This window comes from Streptomyces sp. NPDC021356, assembly GCF_040641015.1.
Classification (GTDB): Bacteria; Actinomycetota; Actinomycetes; order Streptomycetales; family Streptomycetaceae; genus Streptomyces.
The window spans coordinates 1-24,120 of record NZ_JBFACU010000027.1 but is presented as its reverse complement, the minus strand read 5'-3'; the positions used below and the strand labels follow the sequence as shown (position 1 = coordinate 24,120).

At 74.8% G+C, this 24,120-nt stretch carries 17 protein-coding genes; 6 read left to right on the top strand and 11 right to left on the bottom strand.

Annotation, left to right across the window (positions count from 1 at the left end):
- Window positions 1–16: 16 nt before the first annotated feature.
- The 3 genes from AB0G56_RS30000 to AB0G56_RS29990 all read right to left on the bottom strand — a co-directional run bounded on the left by AB0G56_RS30000 (window position 17) and on the right by AB0G56_RS29990 (window position 3,145).
- Complete coding sequence (locus AB0G56_RS30000; protein WP_360975190.1) at window positions 17–859, bottom strand: DUF4097 family beta strand repeat-containing protein; 843 nt, start codon at window positions 857–859, stop codon at window positions 17–19.
- A gap of 95 nt (window positions 860–954) precedes the next feature.
- Window positions 955–1,491: a toxin-antitoxin system HicB family antitoxin gene (locus AB0G56_RS29995; protein WP_360975187.1), complete on the bottom strand. Its 537-nt coding sequence runs from the start codon at window positions 1,489–1,491 to the stop codon at window positions 955–957.
- A gap of 310 nt (window positions 1,492–1,801) precedes the next feature.
- Window positions 1,802–3,145, bottom strand: a complete 1,344-nt coding sequence (locus AB0G56_RS29990; protein WP_360975184.1) for an aminotransferase class V-fold PLP-dependent enzyme — start codon at window positions 3,143–3,145, stop codon at window positions 1,802–1,804.
- 435 nt (window positions 3,146–3,580) lie between these two features.
- On the opposite strand from AB0G56_RS29990, the gene AB0G56_RS29985 reads away from it, so the two are divergent.
- Both AB0G56_RS29985 and AB0G56_RS29980 read left to right on the top strand, forming a co-directional pair.
- Window positions 3,581–4,066: a hypothetical protein gene (locus AB0G56_RS29985; protein ID WP_360975181.1), complete on the top strand. Its 486-nt coding sequence runs from the start codon at window positions 3,581–3,583 to the stop codon at window positions 4,064–4,066.
- Window positions 4,067–4,442: 376 nt separating this feature from the next.
- Window positions 4,443–9,791 (top strand): amino acid adenylation domain-containing protein, encoded by a 5,349-nt coding sequence (locus AB0G56_RS29980; protein WP_360975178.1) that lies wholly within the window; start codon window positions 4,443–4,445, stop codon window positions 9,789–9,791.
- Window positions 9,792–9,845: 54 nt separating this feature from the next.
- On the opposite strand, the gene AB0G56_RS29975 is transcribed toward AB0G56_RS29980, so the two are convergent.
- Window positions 9,846–11,117 (bottom strand): helix-turn-helix domain-containing protein, encoded by a 1,272-nt coding sequence (locus AB0G56_RS29975; RefSeq protein ID WP_360975175.1) that lies wholly within the window; start codon window positions 11,115–11,117, stop codon window positions 9,846–9,848.
- A gap of 728 nt (window positions 11,118–11,845) precedes the next feature.
- Window positions 11,846–12,466, bottom strand: coding sequence for an acyltransferase domain-containing protein (locus AB0G56_RS29970; protein ID WP_360975172.1), 621 nt, complete (start codon window positions 12,464–12,466; stop codon window positions 11,846–11,848).
- Between the two features lie 738 nt (window positions 12,467–13,204).
- Between AB0G56_RS29970 and AB0G56_RS29965 the strand changes: the two genes are divergently transcribed.
- The 3 genes from AB0G56_RS29965 (at window position 13,205) to AB0G56_RS29955 (ending at window position 16,564) form a co-directional block, all read left to right on the top strand.
- Window positions 13,205–13,477 (top strand): PqqD family protein, encoded by a 273-nt coding sequence (locus AB0G56_RS29965; RefSeq protein WP_360975169.1) that lies wholly within the window; start codon window positions 13,205–13,207, stop codon window positions 13,475–13,477.
- Between the two features lie 99 nt (window positions 13,478–13,576).
- Entirely contained in the window at window positions 13,577–16,171 is a 2,595-nt protein-coding gene (locus AB0G56_RS29960; RefSeq protein ID WP_360975166.1) for an AAA family ATPase, read from the top strand.
- A gap of 141 nt (window positions 16,172–16,312) precedes the next feature.
- Window positions 16,313–16,564, top strand: a complete 252-nt coding sequence (locus tag AB0G56_RS29955) for a phosphopantetheine-binding protein (protein ID WP_360975163.1) — start codon at window positions 16,313–16,315, stop codon at window positions 16,562–16,564.
- A gap of 144 nt (window positions 16,565–16,708) precedes the next feature.
- Here AB0G56_RS29955 and AB0G56_RS29950 read toward each other — a convergent pair whose 3' ends face one another.
- Window positions 16,709–17,530 (bottom strand): AfsR/SARP family transcriptional regulator, encoded by an 822-nt coding sequence (locus AB0G56_RS29950; RefSeq protein ID WP_360975160.1) that lies wholly within the window; start codon window positions 17,528–17,530, stop codon window positions 16,709–16,711.
- 320 nt (window positions 17,531–17,850) lie between these two features.
- Here AB0G56_RS29950 and AB0G56_RS29945 point away from each other — a divergent pair, with 320 nt between their 5' ends.
- A complete protein-coding gene (locus tag AB0G56_RS29945; protein ID WP_360975157.1) occupies window positions 17,851–18,648 on the top strand; it encodes an alpha/beta fold hydrolase in 798 nt (265 codons plus the stop codon).
- Window positions 18,649–18,795: 147 nt separating this feature from the next.
- Here AB0G56_RS29945 and AB0G56_RS29940 read toward each other — a convergent pair whose 3' ends face one another.
- The 5 genes from AB0G56_RS29940 to AB0G56_RS29920 form a co-directional block, all read right to left on the bottom strand.
- A complete protein-coding gene (locus tag AB0G56_RS29940; RefSeq protein WP_360975154.1) occupies window positions 18,796–19,713 on the bottom strand; it encodes a 4'-phosphopantetheinyl transferase superfamily protein in 918 nt (305 codons plus the stop codon).
- Window positions 19,710–21,806 (bottom strand): polyketide synthase, encoded by a 2,097-nt coding sequence (locus AB0G56_RS29935; protein ID WP_360975151.1) that lies wholly within the window; start codon window positions 21,804–21,806, stop codon window positions 19,710–19,712. The genes AB0G56_RS29940 and AB0G56_RS29935 overlap by 4 nt, the downstream gene beginning before the upstream one ends.
- A 12-nt stretch (window positions 21,807–21,818) precedes the next feature.
- Window positions 21,819–22,667 carry an acyl carrier protein gene (locus tag AB0G56_RS29930; RefSeq protein ID WP_360975148.1) on the bottom strand — a complete coding sequence of 283 codons (849 nt, stop codon included), beginning with the start codon at window positions 22,665–22,667 and terminating at the stop codon, window positions 21,819–21,821.
- Between the two features lie 70 nt (window positions 22,668–22,737).
- Entirely contained in the window at window positions 22,738–23,625 is an 888-nt protein-coding gene (locus tag AB0G56_RS29925; RefSeq protein ID WP_360975145.1) for an AfsR/SARP family transcriptional regulator, read from the bottom strand.
- 304 nt (window positions 23,626–23,929) lie between these two features.
- Window positions 23,930–24,120: carboxyl transferase domain-containing protein (locus AB0G56_RS29920; protein WP_360975142.1), on the bottom strand; the 191-nt coding region annotated here is incomplete at its 5' end.

Below are 24,120 nucleotides of genomic sequence, written 5' to 3'. Positions count from 1 at the left end.
GGTGCGTGCGGAGCGGTCAGGCCTTGGCGCGGACGACGTCGATGTGGCCGTGCCGGGTGCGGGCGTGGATCTCGACGGTCTCCTCGGTCTGCGCCGGGGCGTCGGACGAGGTGAGCCTGTTCCGCACCTGCCCGGAGTCCGAGTGGGCGTCGAGCCAGGCGGCCGTCCCCTCCCGGATGCCGACCTCGATGGCACCGTAGGAGGTCTTCAACTGCACGTTGCCGCGCGCCACTTCGCCCACCCGGAGGGTGCCGTTCGCGGTGACGGCGGTGACCGAGTCCTCGGCGCGCCGGATGTCGATGTCGCCGTTGGCGCCGCTGACGCGCAGCTCGCCGGTGGCGACGTCGACGGTAGTGGTGCCGTGCGAGTTCTTCAGGACGGCGGGGCCGTCGAGGAGCCCGACCCGCACGCTGCCGGAGCTGCTGGTGATCTCGGCCGCGCCCTCGACCCGGTCCACGGTGACGGAGCCGTGCGAGGAGGTCAGGTGGAGCGGCCCGGTGGCGTCGAGGCGGACGTCACCGACCGACGTCTTCACCCGGACCTCGCCGAGCCGGCCCTCGCCGAGCACCTGGATCCAGGAGCCGGTCACGTCGATGTCCGAGCCCTCGGGCAGCTCCACCCTGACGCCGACGGCGCCGCTGGGTCCGATGAACCGGCGCTCCTTGGTCCTGACGGTCAGGACGCCGTTCGCGTAGTCCACCTCCGTCTGCTCGGCGGCCCGCACGTCCTTGTCCCGCTTCGGGTCGCCGGGCTGCACCGAGACGACCGTGTCGGTGCGGTCGCCCGCGGTGAACTGGACGGAACCGGCGCCCACGTGGGCGGTCACCGCGATCGGTCCGGGAGTGTCGAAAGAAGGCATGGCTGTACCGTCCTCATGAGTCCTGGAGGCATCCGCGCAGGTGAGCGCGGTGCGGGTGAAGTGGGGAGCGTGCAGTGGTGCGGCCGAGGGCGCTGCTAGCGCACCCAGCCCGAGAAGCTGTTCCCGGTGATCTCGGCGGTTCCGGTGGCGCGGGTCCTGTCCGGCGTACGCGGCCGGGCGCCGCCGTCGACCGCGGCCGACACGGCCCGGACCAGCCACGCGTTGACCGACAGGCCCTCGCGGCTCGCGGCCTCCTCGGCGCGCGCCTTGAGGTGGGCCGGCAGACGCAGGTTGACGCGGGCGGTGCCGCCCTCCTCGCTGTCGGCCGGTGCCGCGGCCCGGAGCGGTTCGACGGGCGCGGCGACGGCTTCCGCGGGGCCGGTGCCGGTGGGCGGCAGCGTCACCACGAAGTCGGGGTCGAGACCGCGCAGCCGTACGTCGACCGAGCCGGGGGCGAGTTCACGGGTGATCTCGTCCATCGCGGCGGAGAGCACGTTGAGCATGGTCAGCCGGGTCGCCGACTCCAGGGGGGCGGTGAGCCGCTCGGCCAGCTCACGGGCGTCCTCCCCGCCGGCTTCGGCGGCCACCGCGAGTTCGCGGCGGAGGGTGTCGACATACGGGTTGAGGTCCATGACGTCATCATGGCACCACCATGGCGCCACATGCAAGCCCGATGACACACTCGCGGGACCGTCCATGGCGCCACACCCGAGGCTACCTGGCCTGACCTGGGGAAACGAGAATCCGAAGTCTGAGCCAGGGTGGCGTCAAGCCTCGACAGCCGCTCTTCGCGGAGTCGAAGTGGCACCACCTCGGCACCACCTGGCGCCACACGGCGCAGAGTGGCATCACATGGCACCTGCCCGGACACTGCCCGGACACGTGGCGAACCCCGGCCACGGCTTCCGTCCGTGACCGGGGTTCGTTCAGGGGTGGCTTCGCTCAGGGAGCCGGGACCAGGGTCAGATGGTGCCGACCCGCCGGGCGCCGCCCGGCACCCCCTGCTCCCGCACCCCCTGCTCCCGCACCCCCGGCTCCCGCATCCCCGGCTCCGGCACGCGCCGGGGCGGGGGCCGGAGCCGGGCCGGCTTGCCCGGGCACGGACGCCACCGCCCGCAGGCCGCCCCGGGACGCGGCGGGCACGCCGGACAGCGCGTGCGCGGCCGGCGCGGCGGCCGTCTCGTGCCGCACGGCCGCCGCGCGTGCGGCGTCGTGCACGACCTCGCGCAGGGCCTCGGCGAAGCGGTCCACGTCCTGCGCCGCGTTGTCGCCGTGCACGCAGGCCCGTACGGCCGTGGTGACCCCGCGTCCCGGCAGGAACAGCGGCGTCTCCTGCCCCACCGTCTTCCACACCACGACCCCGCGCTCCGCCAGCCGCCGCCTGATGAGCGCGGCGGGCAGCCCGGCGTGCCGGAAGGTGAGCATGCCGGACTGGGTCCGCCCGGGGGCGATCAGTTCGGTGCCGGGCACCTCCTCGACGGCCGCGCGCAGCCCCGGTGCCAGGTCCCGGTGGGCGGCGGCCGGCGCGGGGTGGGCCAGGGCCGTGTTCAGCGCGGCGACGGCGGCGCCGTGCGGCGCGACCAGCGGTGCCACGCGGTGCGGCGCCAGGGCCTGCCTCAGCTTCGGTGCGGCGTAGGCGAATCCGACGGACTCCGGGCCGCGCAGGAACCGCCAGCCGTCTCCGGTGAGCAGGTCGCAGCCGATGCGGGCCGCGTCCACGGGGAGCTGGCCGACGGCGTACGACGCGTCGACAGCGTACAGCGAGCGGTACGGAGCGAGGATGCGCCCCACTTCCTCCACCGGGTTGACGATGCCGCAGCCCGCCGGGACGTACGCCACGGAGACCAGCGCGACGTCGTCGTCGATGTGCGCGGCCATCCACTCCAGGTCCAGGTCGCCGTCCGGGCGCAGCGGTACGACGTCCAGGCCGCAGCGGGCGCGGTCGCGCAGCGCGAACAGGGTGGTGAGGTTGGCGGCGCCCTCGTACGGAGTCGTCCAGATGCGGTCGCGCGGGCCGAGCGGCAGCCGGGACAGGACGGTGGCGAACGCGTCGGCGGCGCTCGTGAACAGGACGGTGTCGCCGGGCGGTGTGCCCAGCAGTGCGGCGAGCCGGTCGTCCAGCTCGTGCCGCACCTCGTCGTGGAGGTGTTCCTCCAGCTCGTGGGGCCCGTGGCGGTCCTCGTGGCGCGTCCATTCCAGCAGGACCGCGCGTGCGGGGGCCGGCATGCGGCCCAGGCCCGCGGTGTTGAGGTGAACCCATCGGTCACCGTGGGAGATCGCGTTCACTTCCGGGGCCTCCCCCCGTTCGGCGGGCAATCTGTTGCCACCTTCATGGCAACAGATTGCCAACCTCGTGGGCGAGTTGGCAACGTACGCTCAGGCGGCGCTCTAGTGACGCAGTCCTGGCAAGCCCTTCTGCCCGGTGAAAGCCGTCGGCCGCCCCTCTGTGGCTCGTTCCTCGAACCGTTCCGGCTCGCTTCCCGAGGATTTGCCGAGCGTTGCCAAAGCGGCTGATGCTCTGCCAGCCTGCCGTGTCTTCCCAGTTCAAAGCGGATTCGATGAGTCAACGCCGGTGTGCTGTCCAGCGTTCTGGAGGGTTCCTGGCCGCCCCCTCGACCCGATCTCGATCGATTCCCCACCGATTCCCGAGATTCCCTTGCCAACCTTCTTGGCAAGAGGTTGCCAAGCGTCGAACACGAACTTGTCACAGAGGAGCCCGCCATGAACCGCATCGCCCGGATCGCCGCCGTCGCCGCCGCCACCGCCACCGTCGCTCTCTCCGCCGCCGGGATCGGCGCCGCCTCCGCCGACTCGATCGGCCGGCCGACCGCGCCCGGCACGGGCACCGCCGCGAGCGTCTCGGCCGTGCACTCGGACGACATCGGCTGGCCCGTCGCCCCGGCCTCCGCCTCCACCGCCTCCGCCCTCTCCACCGCCTCCGCCGAGAAGCCGGCCGGCGACATCGGCTGGCCGACCGTGACCGCCGCCTCCGCCCGTACAAACGACGACATCGGCTGGCCGGCCGCCCCCGCCTCCTCCGCCTCCGCCAAGAAGCCCGCCGGCGACATCGGCTGGCCCACCGCCACCCAGGCCGTCGCCGAGCACACCGACGACATCGGCTGGCCGGTCGCCCCCGCCTCCGCCTCCACCGCCTCCACCAAGAAGCCCGCCGGTGACATCGGCTGGCCGACCGTCGCCGCCGTCTGAGCACCCCCGCCCATCGCCCTGACGGGCAACCGGAGTCCGCTCCACCGTGACGCCCCCGCCGGCCCTGTGCCGTAGCGGGGGCTTCGGTCGTTCCGGCACGGGGCTCCCGGCGCCCGCCTCCAGGACCCGGACCCGAACCCGGCACCCTGCGCCCGCGCCCCGACCTCCGCCCCCACTCATCCCTGCCCCGAACTCTCAGCCTGCCCCGAGCCCTCTTTTGGCAACCCCCGCCCCTCCGCCTGGCACAAACACCGCGCCCGCCACCTGCGACTCCAGCAGCACTCCAGCATTCCGAGACGCCGCCTCAGGAAGGGGTTGCCACTATTCAGGCAAGGTTTTGCCAAGCCCGGAAGGCGCTGTCCTAAGGAGCGAGTCGATGTCCATCTCCGGCCTCATCGAGCAGCAGGTCCAGGCACGGCCCGACGCGATCGCGGTCGCCTACCCCGGGCTCGGCGGCGACGGCGCGTCCCTCACCTACACGGAGCTGAGCCGCGCGGCCAACCGCCTCGCCGCCCATCTCCGCGAGCGTGGCGTGCGGCGCGGCGACCGGGTCGTGACCTCGCTGAGGCCGGGCCCGGGGCTGGTGACCGCGCTCCTCGGGATCGTGCGGTCCGGCGCCGCCTACGTCCCGGTGGACCCGGCCGACCCCGCCGAGCGGCGCCGGCTGGTCGTGCGCGACAGCGCGGCCCGCGCGGTGCTCACCGAGGGCGCGGGCGCCGCCCAGTACCAGGGACTGGACGCCACGGTCGTCGCCGTGGACGCCGAGGCCGCCGCGATCGCCGCGCGCTGCGCCGCCCTGCCCTCCCCCGCGGCCTCACCTGAGGACACCGCCTACGTCTGCTACACCTCCGGCACCACGGGCACGCCCAAGGGCGTCGTCGTCCCGCACCGGGCCGTGCTGGACCTCGTAGGGTCCACGGACTACCTGCGGCTGACACCCTCCGACGTGGTGGCGCAGGCCGCGAACCCCGCCTTCGACGCGGTCACCTTCGAGGTCTGGGCGACCCTCACCGCCGGCGCCCGGCTGGTCGGCCTGAGCCGGAACACCGTCACCGACCCGGACTGCTTCGCCGAGGCGGTCCGCGCGCACGGCATCTCCGTGGCCTTCCTGACCACCGCGCTGTTCAACCTCGTCGCCCGCGAGCGGCCCGCCGCCTTCGCCCCGCTGCGCGCCCTCCTGTTCGGCGGCGAGGCGTGCGACCCGCGCCGGGTGCGCGAGGTGTTCGCCGCCGGGGGGCCCGAGCGCCTGCTCCACGTGTACGGGCCGACCGAGGCCACCACGTTCGCCACCTGGCACGAGGTCACCGAGCCCGCCGACGGCGACCGTACGGTCCCCGTCGGCCGCCCGATCGGCGCCACCACCGCGGTCGTCGTGGGCCGCGACGGCACCCCCGTCACCGCCGGGGAGATTGGTGAACTCCTGCTCGGCGGGCCGGGGCTGGCCTCCGGGTACCTGGACCGGCCGCAGCTGACCGCGCAGCGGTTCGTGACCGACCGGTTCACCGGCGGCGGCGTGCTGTACCGCACCGGGGACCTGATGCTGCTGCGCGAGGACGGCGCCCTGGAGTTCACCGGCCGGCTGGACGACCAGGTCAAGCTGCGCGGCTTCCGCGTCGAGCCGGGCGAGATCGAGTCGGTGCTCACCGCCCACCCGGGCGTTTCCGCCGCCGCGGTGTCCCTGCACGAGACACCGGACGGCGACAAGCACCTCGTCGCCCACGTGGTGCCCGCCGCACCGGCCGGCGGCCCCGTGGACCAGGACGCGCAGCTCACCGGCTGGCAGGAGATCTACGACGCCCTCTACGACGCACCCCGCACGGACGCGGGCACGGCCGCCCCCGGCACGGACGCGGACACGGCCGCCACCGGCACCGGAGCGGCCCGGCCGGGCACCGACTTCGCGGGCTGGCACAGCAGTTACGACGGCCTGCCGATCCCGGCCGAGCAGTTGCGGGAGTGGCAGCGCGCCACCCTGGAGCGGATCCGCGAACTGCCCCGGCGCCGGGTGCTGGAGATCGGCGTGGGCACCGGCGCGCTGCTGAGCCGGCTGGCCCGCGAGGCGGAGTGCGCGGAGTACTGGGCGACCGACTTCTCCGCGTCCGCCGTGACCGCGCTCACCGCCCGCGTCCAGTCCGACGCCGTCCTGCGCGACAAGGTCCGCCTGCGCTGCCAGAGCGCGCGGGACACCACCGGCCTGCCCGCCGGGCACTTCGACACGATCGTGCTCAACTGCGTGGTGCAGTACTTCCCGAACCTGGCCTACCTGCGCACGGTGATCGAACGGGCGCTGGGCCTGCTCGCTCCCGGCGGCTCGCTGTTCCTGGGCGACCTGCGCAACCTCGATCTGGCCCGCTGCCTGGAGACCGGCGTGGAACTCGCCCGGCCCGACGCCTACGAGGCCGACCGGGACGCCCAGCGCCGCCGGATCGACCAGCGGGTGGCGACGGAGACCGAACTGCTGCTCTCCCCGGCCCTGTTCGACGCCCTCGCCCGCGAACTGCCCCGGGTGCGCGCCGTCGACGTACGCGTCAAGCGGGGCGTCCACCACAACGAGCTGACCCGCTACCGCTACGATGCCGTGCTCTCCACCGCCGAGCCGGCCGCCGACCTCGCCCAGGCCCCCGCCGTCGCCTGGGGCCGCGAGATCGCCTCCGCCGACGGCGCCGGGGCGCACCTCGCCGCGCACCGGCCCGCGACGCTGCGCCTGGCCGGGGTGCCCAACCGGCGGGTGCACGACGAGTACGCCGCCATGGAAGCGCTCGACAACCCGCTCGAAGGCCTCGACCTGCCGCCCCAGGACGCGCCCGCGCCCGACCCGGAGGCGCTGTGCGCGGCGGGCGAGCGCCTGGGCTACCGCGCGCTGCCGACCTGGTCGGCCGAGGGCGCCCACCTCCTCGACATCGTCTACGTCGACCCGGCGCAGGTCCCCGACGGCGTGCTGACCGGCGTGCAGCGCGCGCCCGCGGCGGCCGTCGAGACGTTCGCCAACACACCGACCACGTTCGACCGGAGCGTCGACCTGGAGGTCGTCCTCCGCACCCACCTGCGGGAACGGCTGCCCGGCCACATGATCCCGTCGGTGCTCACGACGCTGGACGCGCTGCCGCTGAACGCGCACGGCAAGGTCGACCGCCGGGCGCTGCCCGCCCCGGTGTTCACCGCCGAGCGCCCCGGCACGCAGCCGGGTTCACCGCTCCAGGAGATCGTCCGCGACCTGTTCGCCGAGGCCGTGGGCCTGCCGCGCGGCGCGGTGCACGCCGACTCCGACTTCTTCCGCATCGGCGGCCATTCGCTGGCCGCGGCCCGGCTGCTGACCCGGGTCCGGGAGACGCTGGGCGCCGACCCCGGCAGCCGCGCCCTGTACGAGGCGCCGACCCCGGCCCGGTTCGCCGCGCTCGTCGGCGACGCCCCGGCCACCGCCACCGGCCCCTTCGGCGCGGGCACCGACAGCGCGGTGCTGCCGCTCAGGCTGCGCGGCGCACTGGACCGGCGGGCCCTGGACGAGGCGCTGGAGGACCTGGGCCGCAGGCACGAGGTGCTGCGCAACTCGCGGCTGGGCTCGGCCGGGACCCGGCTGCGCGCCCAGGCCGCCGACGACCACCTGCTGGAGCTGGCCCTGCCCGCCGACTCGGTCGACCTGTGGTCCCAGCTGCCGCTGGCCGCCGAACTCGCCCAGGCCTACGGCGCGCGGGCCACCGGCGCAACCCCGCGCCGCTCGCCCGCGGGGCTGGACGCGCCCGCCCGCGCGTGCCTCGGCGACCTGCCGGCCACCGCCGTGCCGGGCAGCGCGCCGGGCACCGCGTACGGGTCCTGCGCCGCCCTGGACGCGGAACTCGGTGCGGAGCTGCACGAAGGGCTCACCCGGTTCGCGGCCGAGCACGGCACCACGCTGTTCATGGTGGTGCACGCCGCGCTCACGGCGCTGCTCGCCCGGCTGGGCGCGCCCGGCGAGATCACCGTGGCGGCGCCGGTCCCGGCCCGGGGCGGCGCCGGGCTGCGCGGTGCGGTGGGCCCGTACGGGCGGGTCCTGGCCCTGCCGGTCGACGCCTCGGGCGACCCGGCCTTCACGGAGCTGCTGCGCCGGGTCAAGGAGGCGGACCTGGCCGCCTACCGGGACGGCGGGGCCGCGCTGGCCCGGCCGGGCGGGGTGGCGCTGGCGGTGCTCCAGGCGGGCGGGGGCCGGTTCGAGGCGGCCGGGCTGACCGTGGAGCCGGCTCGCCCCCGACTGCCGCTGCCCGCGGCCGACGTGGCGCTCGTCCTCACCGAGCGGCAGACGCCCACCGGCGCGCCCGCGGGCATCACCGTCACCACCGCGCACCGGCCCGAGACGGTCGGGGAGGCGGCGGCGGCCTCGTTCACCGGCCAGCTGATCGCCGTACTCCAGGCGGCGCTGGAGTCCCCGCGGACCACGCTCAGCGGGCTGCGGCTGCTGCCGGGCACGGCCGCGCGGGGCGGAGTGTGGGCGGTGCCGAGCGCCCCGGTCCCGGCCCAGGGCGTGGCGGCGCTGTTCGCGGCGCAGGTGGCACGCGCCCCGCAGGCACCCGCGCTGGCCGGCATGGACTACGCCGAACTCGACACCCGTTCCGACCTGTTGGCGCATGCCCTCATCGAGCACCAGGCGGGTCCCGGCACCTCGGTGCTGACCGCGGTGTCCTCGCCCAGCGGGTTCGCGGTGGCGGCGCTCGCCGTCGCGAAGACGGGTGCCGCGCTGCTGCCGGTGGCCCCGTCGGCGGAACTCCCCGAGGGGTCGCGGCCGGTGGTGCTGCTGCTCGACGAGACGGCCGACCTGCTGCTGCCCGCCGTACCCGGGGCGGCGCGGCTGGTCCGTGACGACGCCGCCGACCGGCTGCCGGCGGCGGGGTGCTGGCCGGTGACCGACGCCGACCGGACGCGCCCGCCGGGAGCGGACGACGCGGCCCTGCTGGTGCCCGCCGAGGACGGCACGGTGGTGATCGGGCCCGAGGCTGTGGCCGCGGCGACCCTGGCGGAACCGGCGGACGCGGCCTGGCTGGTACGGGGCTACCCGGACGGGGACGCGGCGCTCGGCCTGCTGGGCGCGCTGGTCAGCGGCGCCCGGGTGCGGGTGCCGGACGAGTCCCTGGTGCACGCCGTGCCGCACGAGGTGCTGCGGTGGCTGCGGCAGCGCGACGCCCGGGTGGTCCTCGGCGGCGCCGACGACATGATGTGCGCGCTGACGGCGCTGGCCCGCGCGGACGGCGTCAGGCTGACCGTGAGCGGCGGCTGGACGGAGGGCCGGCTCGTCGTCGAGCAGGGTCCCGGCCGGCCCGCCCGGCCCGCGCCTGGCCACCGCGCCTACGTCCTCGACGCGCGGCTGCGTCCGGTCGCCCCCGGCGAGACCGGCGCGCTGTACGTCGGCGGTGCGGGGGTGGCCCGGGGCTACGCGGGGGCGCCGGGCGCCACCGGCGAGCGGTTCCTGCCCGACCCGTTCGCCGGGCAGGACGGCTCCACCGCGCTCATGTGGCGCACCGGCCGGGCGGCCCGCCTGGACGCCGACGGCGGCCTGCGGGTCCTGGACCACCCGGCGCAGGACGACCCGTTCGCCGACGAGTTCGCCACGTTCGTCGTCCTCGCGGACACCTCCGGCCACCACGCGCTGTGGCCCGCCGCGGCGGGGGTGCCCGAGGGCTGGCACGAGAGCCACGCCGAGGACCTGTACGAACTGTGCCTCGACCACATCAACGACCGTCTGGGCCACTCGCTCTGAGGAGCGGGCGGGGGCGGTGGGGCGGGCGACGCCGGGCGGACCGGCGGGCCCGCCTCAGGCGATGTCCTGCACCGCCTGCGCCGCCGGGGCGGCCGGGGCGGCCGGGGCGCGCCGGGTCTGGGCGAGCGCCTCGGCGAGGATGCGCCAGATCTCCGCGGCGAGGTCGATGTTGGCGTCCGCCTGCGCCTGTTCCGCCAGGGCGCGCAGCCCCGCCACGCCGCCCGCGACGCCGTCGGCGTCACCGGACAGGATCCGCAGCCGGTGGCGGAGGATGTCGAGCCGGACGCGGTCGCGGTAGGTCATGCGGGGCTGCTCCTCCGCGAGTTCGCCGAGCAGCGCGCGGGCCTCGTCGTACCGCCCGGTCAGGAAGGCCAGGTCGGCCTTGAGCGCGGTGAGTTCCTGGCGCAGGTTCACGCTGCCGACGAAGGCGAGGGCCGGTTCGGCGGCGGCCACGCACCGCTCGGCGGCCTGCGGGTCGGCGGGGACCTTCTGCAGGTGCAGCCGGCCGGCGGCGAGCCGCAACCGCAGCCACAGCACCAGGTCCTCGCTGCTGCTGAACCCCTCCAGCGCCTGCTCCAGGCAGTGCTCGGCGGCCGGGTGGTCGCCTTGGCGCATCCGGACGGCCGCCGCGGTCCACATCGCCTCGGCCCACAGGGTGTCGGTGCGGCCCTCGACGAGGGCGGTCAGTTCGTCGGCGTGCGCGCGGGCGTCCGGCAGCCGGCCGGCCTCGGCCTCCACCGACACCAGCGCCAGCAGCACGGCGGCCCGGTCCTCCGCGCCGAGGGCGCCGTCCCGGGCGAGGTGGTGGGCGGTCACGGCGGCGTCCAGCGCGGCGGAGATCTCGCCCAGGGAGCGCAGGCAGCGCGCGAGCCGCGTCAGGCCGCGCACCCTCAGTTCGGTCAGCGCGACCTCGTCGCCGAGCCGGACCAGGCCCTCCAGGTACTCGCGTTCGCCTTCGTGGTCGCCCTGCAGCCGCCGGTGCCCGGCCAGTTGCCACAGCGCCTGCCAGCGCAGTACGGGTGCTTCGTGCTGCTCGGCCGCCAGCGCCTCGCGCAGGATCTCCACGGCGTCCTCGGACCCGGTGGAGGCGACGAGGGTGAGCGCGTGGGCCAGGGAGCCGCCGGCGGGTTCCTCGAAGTCGTCGGGTTTCATGCCCAGCCGCTCGGCGAGGTAGGCGACGGCCCGCTCGGTCGGCTGGCGCGCACCCGACTCCAGCCGGGACAGGTATCCGGTGGACATGCCCTCCCCGGCCAGCGCGGTCTGGGAGAGTCCCTGGGCCGTGCGCAGTTTCCTCAGGCGGCGGCCGAACGCGGGCTGTCGGAGCATGTGACCATTCCCTCACAGGACGCGCGGACGGAGGCGACCGCTGACGGGTGGGGCCACCAGGGCCGCCTCGTCGAGCGTAGGTCCGCGGGCAACGACCGGGCAAACCTTTGCCAGGCGCCGTGCCCTGGTCCTCTTGCGGATCTCACGGGCCTCTCACGCGTTCCTCAAGTGGTCCTCCACCGGTTCCGGTCAGGATCTCCAGTGCCCCTTGGGAAAACGCCCGTCCGTCGTCCGTCCTCGTCCGGGAGTCGTCCATGAAGCACCCGGTTGCCGCCTGGCCAGGCGCACCCGTGAGCGGCGGCACGCCGAAGCGACCGGCGCGGGGCGCGCCGTCCGACGACGACGACATCGGCTGGCCCAAGTCCTGACTCCCCGCGAGCGGACGCCCCTCGACGCCGTCGGCCGCCCGGTCGAGGTGCCGCGCCGAGTGCCAATGGCGGCGCAGTCTTCGTAGGGGACGTACGGGAGCAGGCAGCCCCGGTGCGGCGCCTCGGCAGGCGGCGCTCCGCAGGACGGTCCGTGCCGCCGGGGCTGATCCGGCGGGCGGGGCCTGGACGGCGGGTGAGGCCGAAACGGCGGACGAAGCCGAAACGGCGGACGAAGCGGAAGCGGCGGCCGGAATCAGACCAGGCCACCTAGGCGTCCCTGTCCGGCAGTTCGGTCGCGGCGGCAGGCCGGCGGAGCGCGTACGCCGGCCTTGGTCAGCGGGGCGGGAAGCAGGCCCCGCCTCAGCGCCTGTGGGCTGCTGCCCCCGGTGCCTCGGGGTCCGGGTGGCCTGATTTCCACAGGCCCTCCCAGTCGATGCGCGGGCCGCACAGCTGGAGTTCCGCCACGGCGGTCAGCAGGCCCGGCACGTCCCCCACGGCGACGGAGCCCTCCGTCCCGGCGGCGAGGGACCCCTCCGCGCCCGGGCCGCAGGCCAGGACGCGCCGCAGTCCGGTCGTGCGCAGCGCCCGTACGGCCCGCGCCTCCTCGCGCTCGCGCAGCCGGCGCGCGGTCAGCGCGCGCCGTGCGGCGACCGGCAGGCCCAGGCGGCCGGTGACGTGCGCGGCCGTGAGGGCGCCGATACCGTCGCCGGCCACCGCGCCGACCCGCAGCCCCCAGTCCTGCCACATCCGGAACAGGGCCACCTGGTAGGCGAACAGCGCGGCCCGGCCGAACTCCATCCGGTGCAGCAGCCGGGTGTCCACGCCGCGTTCGGGCGCGAACACCGCGACGGCCAACGGCAGCGACAGGCGCGGGTCCAGCGCCCGGCACACGGTGTCGAACTCCCTGCGGAAGGCGGGGAACGTCCCGTACAGCGCGCGGGCCATCCCGGGCCGCACCCGCCGACCGGTCGGGAACAGCACCGCTGTGCCTCCCTCGCCGACTCCCGGAGCGGGCGTGCGTTTTGGGCCCGCGGGCCGCGGGGCGGTCCCGGTCGGTGCTGTGGTCATCGCTCGGCCTCCTCCCGTGTTGCGGCTGGGGCCCCGACGGTCTCGCGGTGCACCGGAGACCGGGACGAGACGTCCTGGAGCGGGGGTCGCGCGCGCCGTCCGCCGGGCGGGGGCGGCAAGTCCCCCGCTCAGGGGCGTTCCGCGCCGGGCGGCGGGGGAAACCGGAAACCCGGCAAAGCACGGACGCGTAATTCCGTCGTACGCAGTGGTACCCCGCCGCACTCCGTCTCGGCCGGCTCTGCTCGCCTTACCCGGCACCGGCCTCCGCGGGCCGCTGCGATGTTATTCGGCCAGTTTCCCGGGGATTTCGGAAATGCATTCGGCTTGTTCTCTCCCCCCGGTCTCCGCCGTCGGGGGCGCGCGGGTCAAACGCGCAGGACACCCCTACGGCGGGGCCTCTCGCGCACTCCCCTGTAGGGGGGCGTCAGTGTTGCCACCCGCGTCCGCGCACACGACGATGGATTGCATGCTTTCGCCGCCCCAGCGTGCCCGGTGCCAATTGTTTTCCGGCCCTCGTGTCCGACGGGAAACCGTTGGTCATGAAAGCCGCGGTCATGAAAGCCGCGGCCACGGGAGGCATGACCGTGGCAGCCATGACCGTGGGAGCCATGACCGTGGGAGCCGTGGTCAGTTCGCCGGCTGGAGGTGCGCGTGCGTGTCCGACCCGTGCCCGGTCTGAACGTCAGCGTCGACGCGGACGGCCGGCTGGACGTGGCGGCCCCGGCCCGGCACGTCCGCTGCGGCCCCGTGGGCACCGCCATGTGGCTCGCGCTGTGCCAGCACGACGGGGACGTGGCCGCCGCCGCCCGCATGCTCGCGTCCCTGTGGGAGACCGAACCCGCCAACGCCCGTGCCGACCTTGACATCTGGGTCGAGGAGATGCGCGACGCCGGCCTGGTGCGCAGCGAACCGCGCTCCCCCTGACGGCGCCGACCGGCTGTTCAGCCGCGGCTCGACCACCCCTGTAGGCGCTCTGCGCATGCTGGCCCAGGTTAGGGGTGGACCAACCGGGACGGGGCGACTATGACGTTGGTCGGCAGAACGGCGGCGATCGGAACACTGGACCAGACCCTCGCGGACTGCGCGGCGGGACGGCCCCGCACGGTCCTGGTGGAGGGGCCCACGGGCTGCGGCAAGAGCGCGCTCCTGCACACGCTCCTCGAACTGGCCGCGGCCACCGACGCGGTGACCCTGTGCGCGGCCGGCTCCCCCGCCGAGCGCGGCACCCCGTACGGCGTGCTGCGCCAGCTCCTGGACAGCGACCGCGCCCTGGCCCTCACCAGCGCGCAGCGGGCGTGCAGCACGCCGCCGCGCGCCGAGACGATGCAGGCACTCTGCGCCGAGCTGCGCGAGGTGAGCGAGCGGCACCCGGTGGTGCTGTGCGTGGACGACGTGCAGTACGCCGACGACGAGTCGCTGGCCTTCCTCCAGTACCTCGCCCGCACCACCCGTTCTGGCCGTGTCCTGCTGGTGGTCACCGACGCGCCGCACCACGAGGCGGGCGACCCGGCCTTCGCGACGGAACTCATGCGCCAGCCCGCCTTCCGGCGGATCCGCCTCGACCGGCTCTCCCGCGAGGAGACGCGGACGCTCGCCGAGGGCTACGGCCGCGGGGGCGGCGCCCGGGCCCTGCACGAGATCTCCGGAGGCAATCCGCTGCTGCTGCGGGCGCTCCTCGACGAGTCGGGCACCGGCGCGGGCGACGACGTCGCCCCCGGGCCCGGCGGCTCGTTCGCCCAGGCGGTCCGCGCCTGTCTGCACCGCACCGGCCCGACCGCCGCCGCGGTCGCCCAGGCCGTCGCGCTGCTGCGCACGGCCACCCGTGCGGAGGAGGCCGCCGAACTGCTGGAACTCGCCCCGGCCGCCGTCCGCCAGGGCCTGAGCGCCCTGGCGGCGGCCGGCCTGGTGGACGGGGTCCGGCTGCGCCACCCGGCGGTCCGCGACGCCGTCCTCAGCGGGCTGGCGCCCACCGCCCTGATCGCGCTGCACCGCCGGGCCGCGCTGCTCCTGCACCGGTCCGGCCGGCCGGCGACCGAGGCCGCCGGGCACCTCCAGTCGGCCGCCGCCCACCGGCACACCCGCTGGGTGGCCTCCCCGGCGGAGACCGAGCTGCTGTGCGAGGCCGCCGAGATCCGGCTGGCCGCGGGCGACGGCCGTCCGGCCCTCAGGCTGCTGGAGCTGGCCCACCAGGTGTGCGAGGACGAACGGCGGCGCAACGTCATCGAGGCCCGCCTGGCGCAGATCACCTGGCGGTTCGACCCGGCGGCGGCCGAACGGCGGCTCGCCGGCCCGCTGGCGGCCCTGCGCTCCGGCCGCCTCGACGGCGAACCCGTGCACCAGCTGGCCCAGTTGCTGCTGCTCCAGGGCCGGCTGACGGAGGCGTCCGAGCTGCTGGGCGAGCGGGACGAGGAGGACGAGGAGCCGGGCGTCTCACCGCTGGACGTCGTGATCGACGCGGGGGCCACGGCGGCCGAACGCCTGCTGCGGTCGGCCACGCTGACCGAGGCGACGATGACGGCCGTCGTCCAGGCCGTGCGCTCGCTGCTCCTGTGCGACCAGCCGGAACGGGCGGTGCCCTGGAGCCGGACGCTGCTGGAGGACGCCGAACGCCGGGGCGCGCCCGGCTGGGCCGCCGTGTTCGCCACCCTGCACGCGCAGGCGCTGCTGCGGATCGGCGACCTCGCCGGCGCGTCGTCGTACGCCGGGCGGGCGCTGGAAGCGCTGCCGGAGGGCGGCGGCGGCACGTTCCGGTACGCGGCCCTCGCGGTCCTGGTGGGCGCCCACAGCGCGATGGGGAACTACACGGAGGCGTCCCGGGAGTGTGACCGGCCGCTGCCCGACGGGCTGCTCGACAGCCTGCACGGCCTGGCCTTCCTGCGGGCCCGCGGTCTGCACCACCTCACCGGGAACCAGCCGCAGGCGGCTCTCACCGACTTCATGGCGATCGGCCGGATCGTGCAGAGCCGACGCATCGACCGGCCCGCCTGCCTGCCGTGGCGCAGCGACGCCGCGCAGGCCCTGCAACGGCTGGGCAAGCCGCAGCAGGCCGAGCGCCTGGTGCTGCAACAGCTCGCCCTGCCCGATGCCCGCAGGCCGTGGGTGCGCGGGCTGTCGTTGCACCGGCGGGCGCTGAGCGTCAGCTCGTTCCGGCAGCGCATCTCGCTGCTGGAGCAGGCGGTGGACGAACTGCACCGCTCCGGGGACCGGTTGGCGACCGCCCGCGCGATGGCCGACCTCGGCCAGTCCATGCAGGCGGACGGCAACGCGCCGATGAAGGGCACGGCGACCACCAGGGCGGCGTGGAGCCTGGCCCGGCAGTGCGGGGCCACGGCGCTGTGCAAGGAGATCCTGCCCGACGCCCCGCTCAGCGATCCGGCGCCCGAACGCGTCCCCCAGCCGGGACCCGAGCGGCCGGAGAACAGGCTGAGCAGTTCCGAGCAGCGGGTGGCCACCCTGGCGGCCCAGGGGCTCACCAACCGCGAGATCTCGACCAAGCTGTACCTCACGGTGAGCACGGTCGAGCAGCATCTGACGAAGGTCTACCGCAAGCTGCGGATCAACGGCCGCGCGGACCTTCCGATCGACCTGGCCCTGGGAACCGTACAGGCAGGGCAGTGAAGGCGGGACAGGGGTGGGGGACGGGTTCCCCTGTCCCGCTCCCCCGGCCTTAGCTCGTGTTCCCGGGCACCGGCCCGGCGAACGACCGACTGACTGACCGACCGAACGACCGACGAACACAGTGGAAAAGGTGGGGTCACCATGGCGTGGGACCAGAAGTTCGAAGAACTGCTTCGCGAGTACCTGCCGTTCCTCGACGGCGACGAGCCGCTCGCTCCCGACACGGACCTGCGGGACTGCGGCCTCGACTCGCTCGGCGCGGTGGAGCTGCTGGGGTCGCTGGAGAGCGCCTACGACGTCCGCTTCGTGGACGAGGCACTGTCCCTGGACACCTTCGCCACCCCTGAGGTGCTGTGGGAGACGGTCAGGAAGCTCCAGACGGCGGGGCTCTGACCCCGCAGGGCGTTCCGCGCCGCCGGGCGAACACCACCGCGCGCCGGTCCCCTCGGGGGCCGGTGCGCTCGGTGTGTGTGCCCGCGTGCCCGTGTGCCCGTGTGCCCTTCGGTCGGGCGGTCGGGCGGTCAGGCGGTCGGGCGGTCAGGCCGCGAACAGGTCGAAGGTCGAGGTGTTGCGCGGTCCGGCCAGCACGTCCAGCTGGGGGTCGACCGAGAGCACGGCCTGGTGCATGCGCTGCAACTGCGGCGAGGGCTCGACACCGAGCTCGTCGATGAGCCGCATGCGCAGCCTGCGGTAGACCTCCAGGGCGGAGGCCTGCCGCCCCGAGCGGTACAGCGCCACCATCGCCTGCGAGTGCAGTCCCTCGTGATGCGGATGACGGGCCGTCAGGTCAGCCAGTTCCGCGATGAGTTCGCAGTGCCGGCCGAGCCGCAGATCGGCGTCGATGCGCCGCTCGACGGTGACCAGGCGGCTCTCCTGCAACCGCATGACCTCGATGTCCAGGACCGGACCGACCTTGACGTCCACCAGCGGGGCGCCGCTCCACAGCCCGAGGGCCGCACGGAAGCTGGCGGCGGAGACCGCGTTGTCCCCCGCCTCGAAGGCGACCTGTCCCTCCCGCACCAGCTTCTCGTACTGGTGCACGTCGACGCAGTCCTCCTCGATCTGCAGCAGATAGCCTCCGTGCCGTGTCGCCAGGATGTCCTTGGCGCCCGCGGGGGACCCCGGCCCCATCGCCGTACCGAGCTTCCTGCGCAACTGCAGGATGTACGTCTGCAGGGTCGTCAGCGCGCTCGCCGGCGGCTCCGTGCTCCACAGCTCCTCCATCAGGGTCGGCACGGGCATGACCCGCCCCGGGTAGAGGGCCAGGAGCGAGAGCAGCTGCCGAGGCTTGCCGGCTGACGGAACGATCGACCCCCCGTTGACCTCGGCACTCAACGGACCCAGAATTTGAATCTTCACGGTGTCCTCCGTACCTCGTCGACTTCCTGTTCATTTCCTGCCGTTGGCCAGAAATCTTCGCCACTAAGCACGCTAGCGGCGTCCGTCCCCGCCGAGCGCTTTTCTGTAGTGGTCCTCTAGCGGACTTCCAAGTGCGGTGTTGCGCACGGCATTCAACGCTCTCAAGAACACTTGCACGAGCACTGGAGATGAACTGTGGATTCCGCCCCGAAAGCCTGCCGATGGGGCGCCGAAAAGACCAACGGTGGATAACCTGGCGGCACACGTGTTTCCTGCCGCGGTGTTTTTCTCCCGCCGGCGCCCACCAGGACGGAGTCCCGATGACATCGCACGGTTCGGTCCCCCGCGGCGAGCGGTCCGAGGCCGGTGGCGGACTGCGCCTGTACGCGTTCCCGCACGCGGGCGGCTCCGCCCTGGCGTTCCAGGGCTGGGCGGCCCACGTCCCGGCCGGCTGGCAGGTGCTGGCCATGGACGCCCCCGGGCACGGCGCGCTCCTGGGACAGCCCCTCCTCACCGACGGCGAAGCCCTCATCGAGCACTTCCTGGGCCGGCTCGGCCCCGAACTGCAGTCGGACGGCGCGCCGTTCGCGTTCTTCGGCCACAGCATGGGCGCCCTGGTCGCGTACGAACTCACCCGCAGGCTCCTCGCCGAGGGGCGAACGGCGCCGGTGTGGCTGGGTGTCTCCGCCTGCGGTGCCCCCTCGCCCGCCGAGCCGCGCCTGCCGGAGCCCCTGCGGGACCTGAGCGACGACGAACTGCACCGGCGCATGAGCGTGCTGGGCGGCACCCCCGCGAAGGTGCTGGACCACCCCGGCCTGTGGCGTGTCTTCGCCCCGGTCATCCGCGCCGACCTGCACCTGGTGGCGAACTGGCGCCCGTCCCCCGCGACGGCTCCGCTGCCCGTGCCGGTGTCCGTGTTCGGCGGCGCCGAGGACCGGGCGGCGGACCCCGGGGCCCTGGCCCGGTGGGCGGAGCACTGCGCCTGCTTCCTGGGCGTCCACCTCTTCCCCGGCGGCCACTTCTATTTCCAGGACGACCTGCGCACCCTGACCGAGGCGGTCGTCGGCGAGGTCCGTACGGCCCTGCTCGCGCGGCAGGCCCGCGCGGTCGGCCGCTGACCCGGAATCCCTTTCCGGCCGGCACACGAGAAACCACCGCGGCGGAAATCACCGCGGTGGGCAATCGGCACGTACGCGCTCTGTTTATTCGTCTCCTTATTTCCCTCCCTGCCTTCTCCCCCTACTCGCTCCCCTTACTCGCTCCCCTTACTCGCTCCCCCTATTCGATCTCCCTGCTTGTTCTCCCTGGTTGGCCTCGTTGCCTGTCGCTCCTACCGGTGCGGGCAGGGTGATGTTCTGTGGGGCCGCTCTTCCCCAGGGGAATCCGTGGTGGAGCTGGAGCACCGGCGGCCGGTCGCCGTCGTCCGGTACGGCCACCGCGGCCAGGACATCGGGCACCGGTTCCAGTTCCACGAACCGCCACCGCCCGGAGCGGTCCTCGGCGGGCGGCCGGAAGGCCGTCACACCGCGGTCCTCGGCGAGGGTGAAGGCGAACTCGTCGAAGGGCAGACCGAGTCCCAGGCCCAGCGCCTTGGAGTACGCCTCCTTGAGGGTCCACAGCCGCAGCACCCTTCTGTCCCGCGGCCGGCCCGGGGCCGCGCACGCCACCCACTCCTGCTCCTCGGGCGCGAAGGTGCTCGTGATGGTCTCGATGGCCTGCGCGTCGCGGTCGAGCCGTTCGACGTCCACGCCGATCCGGTGGCTGCGGACGATGCCCAGCAGGTTGTAGCCGCCGGCGTGCGACAGGTTGAAGTCGAGGTGCGAGCCGCCGCGGGGCAGTCCGCCGGGCATCGGCTGGAGGAAGGGGCGTCCGCGCCGGGAGCGCCAGATGACCAGCTCGGCCTCGGCGAGTCCGGCCTCCAGGGCCAGTGCCCGCCGTACCAGGGTGTGGGCGACGAGATACTGGCGCCGGTCACGTTCGAAGAGGAACCGTCCCGCGGTCTCGCGCTCCCGCTCGTCGAACCAGTGGGTGGCGAGTACCTGGGCGAGGGCGGGCGCGAGGTCGTTGTTGGGGCACAGCCACAGCTTGACCGGCGCGGGCGTCGTGGCCGGCCCGGCGGCGGACGCGGTGAGCGCGGTGTGGGCGGTGCGAGGGCCGGGGGCCTCGGTCGTGGTAAGGGTCATCGTTCCCGCTCGTCCGTCCTCGGGCGGCCGGCCCGCAGCGGGCGGCGCAGCAGCGGGGTCAGGGGCAGCGGCACCACCGGGTGGGCCCCGGCCGCCCTGCCCGCCGTGACGTCGACGCCCGCCAGCCACAGCCGGGCCAGCGCCTCCAGCCGGCGCCCGCGCCACAGGGCGGCCAGGTAGGCGTCGGTCTCGGGCAGGTCGTCGAGGAGCGGGGAACGGTCGGGCCGGGCCCGCAGGTCGGCCCGGCGGACCGCGCCACCGGCGGGGCCGGGACCGGTACCGGGCTGGTCTGCGCCGGGACCGGCGGCATCGGCATGGGCGCCGGAGTCGGCGGCCGAGCCGATGCCGAAGCCGGAGCCGGAATCGGCAGCCGAGCCGATGCCGGAGCCGGAGTCAGCGGAGTCAGCGGCGAACGCGGAGTCAGCGGAGTCAGCGGAGTCAGCGGAGTCAGCGGCGAACGCGGCGAACGCGGTCAGCGCGGCGGCGAGTTCCGCCGTGCCGCGGACGATCACGGCAAGCCGGCAGGGCAGGACGGCGCGGCCCAGCCTGAGTTCGCGGGCGAGCGCGGCCAGCTCCCGCGGGGTGTCCTGGACCGCGCCACTCCGGCCCACGTGATCGGCGAGCCGCCGCGCGGAGGCCGCCAGGTGTTCCGGGGTGGGCGCGGACACCAGGACCAGTTCCTCCCGCCGCCGGGCGGGGCCCGCGGCGCCTGCCGGGTCCGCCGCGTGCACCGGGTGCGGTGCGGTACGGTCCGGAACGGGCCAGGGGTGCGGGGCCTCCTCCAGGATCACCTGGGCCGCGGCGCCGGCCGCGCCGTGCACGGTGACGGCGGCACGGCGCGGGCGTTCGCGGCCCTCGGCGTCGTACCGGCGGCGCCAGGGGGCTGCGGCCGGGCCGCCGGGCACGGGCAGCAGGGTGCCGTGGCGCAGTTGCAGCACCGCCCGTGCCAGGGCGACGAAGCCGGTGGCGGCGCCCGCGTCCCCGGCGGTGGCCGCCGCGCCGGCCCCGGTCTCCCACAGGGTGACGTCGGCCGCGTCGGTCCCCGCTGCCGCGGCCGTACGCCGGGTCAGCCGGTCCGTGACGGCCCCGGGCGCCCCGTGTCCGGTGTGGGCGACGGCGGTGGCGCGGACGACCGCGTGCACGGTGTCGCCCGCGGCGCGGGCGGCGGCGAGCGGTCTGAGCAGCACGGCACCGGCGCCTTCGCCGCCGCCCGACACCTGACGGCCCGGGTGCAGCCGCAGGTCGACGGCGCCGACCAGGGCCGCCGCGCACTCGCCGACGCGCAGGGCGCCCAGCGCCAGGTGCAGGGCGGTGAGGAAGGAGGAGCCGCCGCTGTCGACGCAGTGGCTGGGCCCGCGCAGGTCCAGCAGCGCGGACAGCCTGCCCGGCAGTGTGCCGTGGCAGCCGGCCCGTGGCGCGGGTTGCCGCTCGTCGCCCTGTTCGGCGGCGAGCAGGACGTGGTCGGCGGGACCGTGGGCGACGTAGACGCCGACGTCGCGGACTTCGCCGTCCGTGGCGGTGAGGGTGCCGAGGCGGGCGCCTGTGTAGCCGCCGCTCTCCAGGGTCTGCCAGGCCGTTTCCAGGAGCACGCGTTCCTGGGGGTCCATCAGCGCGGCGTGGTCGGCGGTGAGCCCGAAGAAGGCGGCGTCGAACTCGCCGACGCCGTCGAGGAAGTAACCCGGCGTCGTACCGGCCGGGCGGCCGGGCGGCGGGGCGGAGGCGGTGTCGCGCTCGTCGAGTGCGGTGCGCCAGAAGGCGTGGAGGTCGTCGGCCTGGGGGAAGCGTCCGTGTACGGCAGTGATCGCGTACTGGTCGGCGATCGCGTACTGGTCGGCGATGGCGCACTGGTGGGCCTTCGCGTACCGATCGGCAGTGATCGCGTACGGATCGGCGTGCTCCGGCTCCCCTCCGCCCGTCGGCGCGGTGGTCGGGACACGCGCCGACGGGGGCTCGGGGGTCGCGGGCGCGACGGTGAGAGCGTGCGGAGCGGCGGGGGCGGGCGGCACGACGGGCGTCCCCGTCAGCAGGGCCACCGCCTCCTCGCGGGCGAGGGCGCCGTTCTTGAAGCCGGTCAGGATCTCCTTGTCGTCCATGCGGATCCTCGCTCAGGCGAGCCGGGACGACGACAGGAGGGTGACCGCCTCGTCGACGCTGAGCATGTCGTCGCGTACCGCGTCGAGCAAAGCGTTGACCTCTTCCGGTGTCATGGTGCGCCGCTCGTCGGCCGCCCCCGTGCTCCTGCCGGCGCCCGCGTCCGTACTCGCGCTCGCCGTGCCGCCGGGCGCCGCGTCGCATGCGGCGGTGGCGGTGGCGGTGGCGGTGGCGGTGGCGGCAGTGACAGGGAAAGGAGCAGGAGCAGTCGCCGTGGCGGCGATGTACTCGGCCATGGCCGCGAGGTCGGGATGGTCGTAGAGCGTGACGGGCCGCTCCGTGAGCCCGTACCCGGCATTGACCGCCGCGACGAACTGGGCGCCGAGGATGGAGTCGAGACCGAGCAGCGGAAAGGCCTCCCGGGTGTCGATCTCCCTGGGGTCGCAGCGCAGTATCCGGGCCAGCTGCGCGCGCAGCGCCTCCAGGATCCCGGCCGCGCCCGGCCCCGTCGCCCTCGCGCCCGGGGCTCCCGAGTGTGCGCCGTCGGCCGCGATGAGGGCGGCGAGCGCCTGGGGGGTCGGGTGGTCGTAGAGCACGGCTGCCGCGAGGCGGGTGCGGAAGCGGGCGTTCACCGCGGCGACGAACTCGGCGGTGAGGATGGAGTCGAACCCGAGGACGTGGAAGGGCTCGCTCGGGTCGATCCGTTCGGGGGCGACCTCCAGCAGCTCGGCCAGCACAGCCGTCAGCTCGGCGAGGACTCCGGGTCCGGCGCCGGCGCCGGACCCGCTGCCGGGGCCGGTGCCGACGCCGGCTCGGGCGCCGACGGGTGCCGTACGTGACCCGGGCCGCGGCTGGCTGGTCATGGTGGTGCCTCCTGGGTAGGTGCCGGTCTCCCGAGTACGGACGGTGGGGGCGCCGGGTGGGCGCGGCGCGTCAACTCGCCTGGGCCAGGCGGCGGCTCCGCGGCGACTGCGCCGGTTCCGCCGGAACCGGTTGCGGCGCGGGCGCGCAGTCCGCGGCGGCCACCAGGATCGAGTGCTGGAGCCGGTGCAGCCTCGGCGAGGGTTCCAGCCCGAGGTCGCGCACGAGCGTCGTACGCAACTGCTGGTACACGCCGAGCGCCTCGCCCCGGCGGCCCGAGCGGTGCAGCGCCAGCATGAACTGGGCGTGCAGGTTCTCGTGGGTGCGGTACCGGCTGGTCAGCACGGTCAGTTCGGCCAGGAGCTCGCGGTGCCTGCCCAGCCGCAGATCGGCCTCGATGCGCTGGTCGAGGGCGCACAGCCGGCTCTCCTCCAGGCGCTTGCTCTCCATGGTCAGCTGCGGCCCCTTCTGCACGTCCGCGAAGGCCGTCCCGGACCACAGGTCGAGCGCGGCGCCGAGCAGCCGGGAGGCGCCCGCGAAGTCACCGGCGTCCATGGCCCGGTAGCCCGTACCGGCCAGCCGTTCGAACGTACGGACGTCGCTGCTGCCGCCGTCGGCGGAGAGCAGATAGCCGCCGGGCAGGGTCATCAGCACGTCCTTGGCGGTGCGCGGCACCGGCCCGTCCCCGCCGGCCGGCTCACCCCCGCCCCCGACGCCGGGCCCCTCGGCCAGTGCCGCGGCGATGAGTTCGCGCAGTTGCAGCACATAGGTCTGCAGGGTGGTGCGGGCACTGCGCGGCGGCCGGTCCGACCACAGCTCGTCGACGAGCGAGGCGACCGGCACCACCCGGCCCGCGTGCAGGGCCAGCAAGGCCAGGACCTGGCGTGGCTTCGGCGCTGTCGGAGCCACGGACTTCCCGTTCTCCCTCACGTCCAGTGCGCCCAGTACGTCGATGTCCACGCCGTCTCCCTAGTCCGCCTGCGCTGCTGGCGTCTTCGATTAAAAAACAGCACGCCCGGTCTGTCAATAGTAGACCGCATAGGCTGTTTTTAGCACGCCCTCAGCAACCCTGGAGCGGAGCAAGAAACATCTACCTGACCTGCAACTACCGTGCCCACACGCCGGGTTGACGATCAATCGCCCAGGGTCGCGTACGGACTCACGCCACCATCTGCACAGGGTGGACGCCACGAGGCGCGCCGGTAAACAGACCGCCTAACCCCGCTCCGACGACACATAACAGACTGGACGGTTTCTTCCTTCGTCACTGCGGCGGGTTGCCGTGCTTGCGGGAGGGCAGCTCGGCGTGCTTGGTGTGCAGCATCGCCAGCGACCGGATGAGGACTTCCCGGGTGTCGGCCGGGTCGATGACGTCGTCCACGAGACCGCGCTCGGCGGCGTAGTACGGGTGCATCAGCTCGGCCTTGTACTCCTTGACCATCTTCTGCCGCATGG

Bases quoted from the DNA above. Each gene is read 5' to 3' on its own strand.
- AB0G56_RS30000 (WP_360975190.1), bottom strand. From the start codon at position 859: ATGCCTTCTTTCGACACTCCCGGACCGATCGCGGTGACCGCCCACGTG.
- AB0G56_RS29995 (WP_360975187.1), bottom strand. From the start codon at position 1,491: ATGGACCTCAACCCGTATGTCGACACCCTCCGCCGCGAACTCGCGGTG.
- AB0G56_RS29985 (WP_360975181.1), top strand. From the start codon at position 3,581: ATGAACCGCATCGCCCGGATCGCCGCCGTCGCCGCCGCCACCGCCACC.
- AB0G56_RS29980 (WP_360975178.1), top strand. From the start codon at position 4,443: ATGTCCATCTCCGGCCTCATCGAGCAGCAGGTCCAGGCACGGCCCGAC.
- AB0G56_RS29975 (WP_360975175.1), bottom strand. From the start codon at position 11,117: ATGCTCCGACAGCCCGCGTTCGGCCGCCGCCTGAGGAAACTGCGCACG.
- AB0G56_RS29960 (WP_360975166.1), top strand. From the start codon at position 13,577: ATGACGTTGGTCGGCAGAACGGCGGCGATCGGAACACTGGACCAGACC.
- AB0G56_RS29955 (WP_360975163.1), top strand. From the start codon at position 16,313: ATGGCGTGGGACCAGAAGTTCGAAGAACTGCTTCGCGAGTACCTGCCG.
- AB0G56_RS29945 (WP_360975157.1), top strand. From the start codon at position 17,851: ATGACATCGCACGGTTCGGTCCCCCGCGGCGAGCGGTCCGAGGCCGGT.
- AB0G56_RS29940 (WP_360975154.1), bottom strand. From the start codon at position 19,713: ATGACCCTTACCACGACCGAGGCCCCCGGCCCTCGCACCGCCCACACC.
- AB0G56_RS29935 (WP_360975151.1), bottom strand. From the start codon at position 21,806: ATGGACGACAAGGAGATCCTGACCGGCTTCAAGAACGGCGCCCTCGCC.
- AB0G56_RS29930 (WP_360975148.1), bottom strand. From the start codon at position 22,667: ATGACCAGCCAGCCGCGGCCCGGGTCACGTACGGCACCCGTCGGCGCC.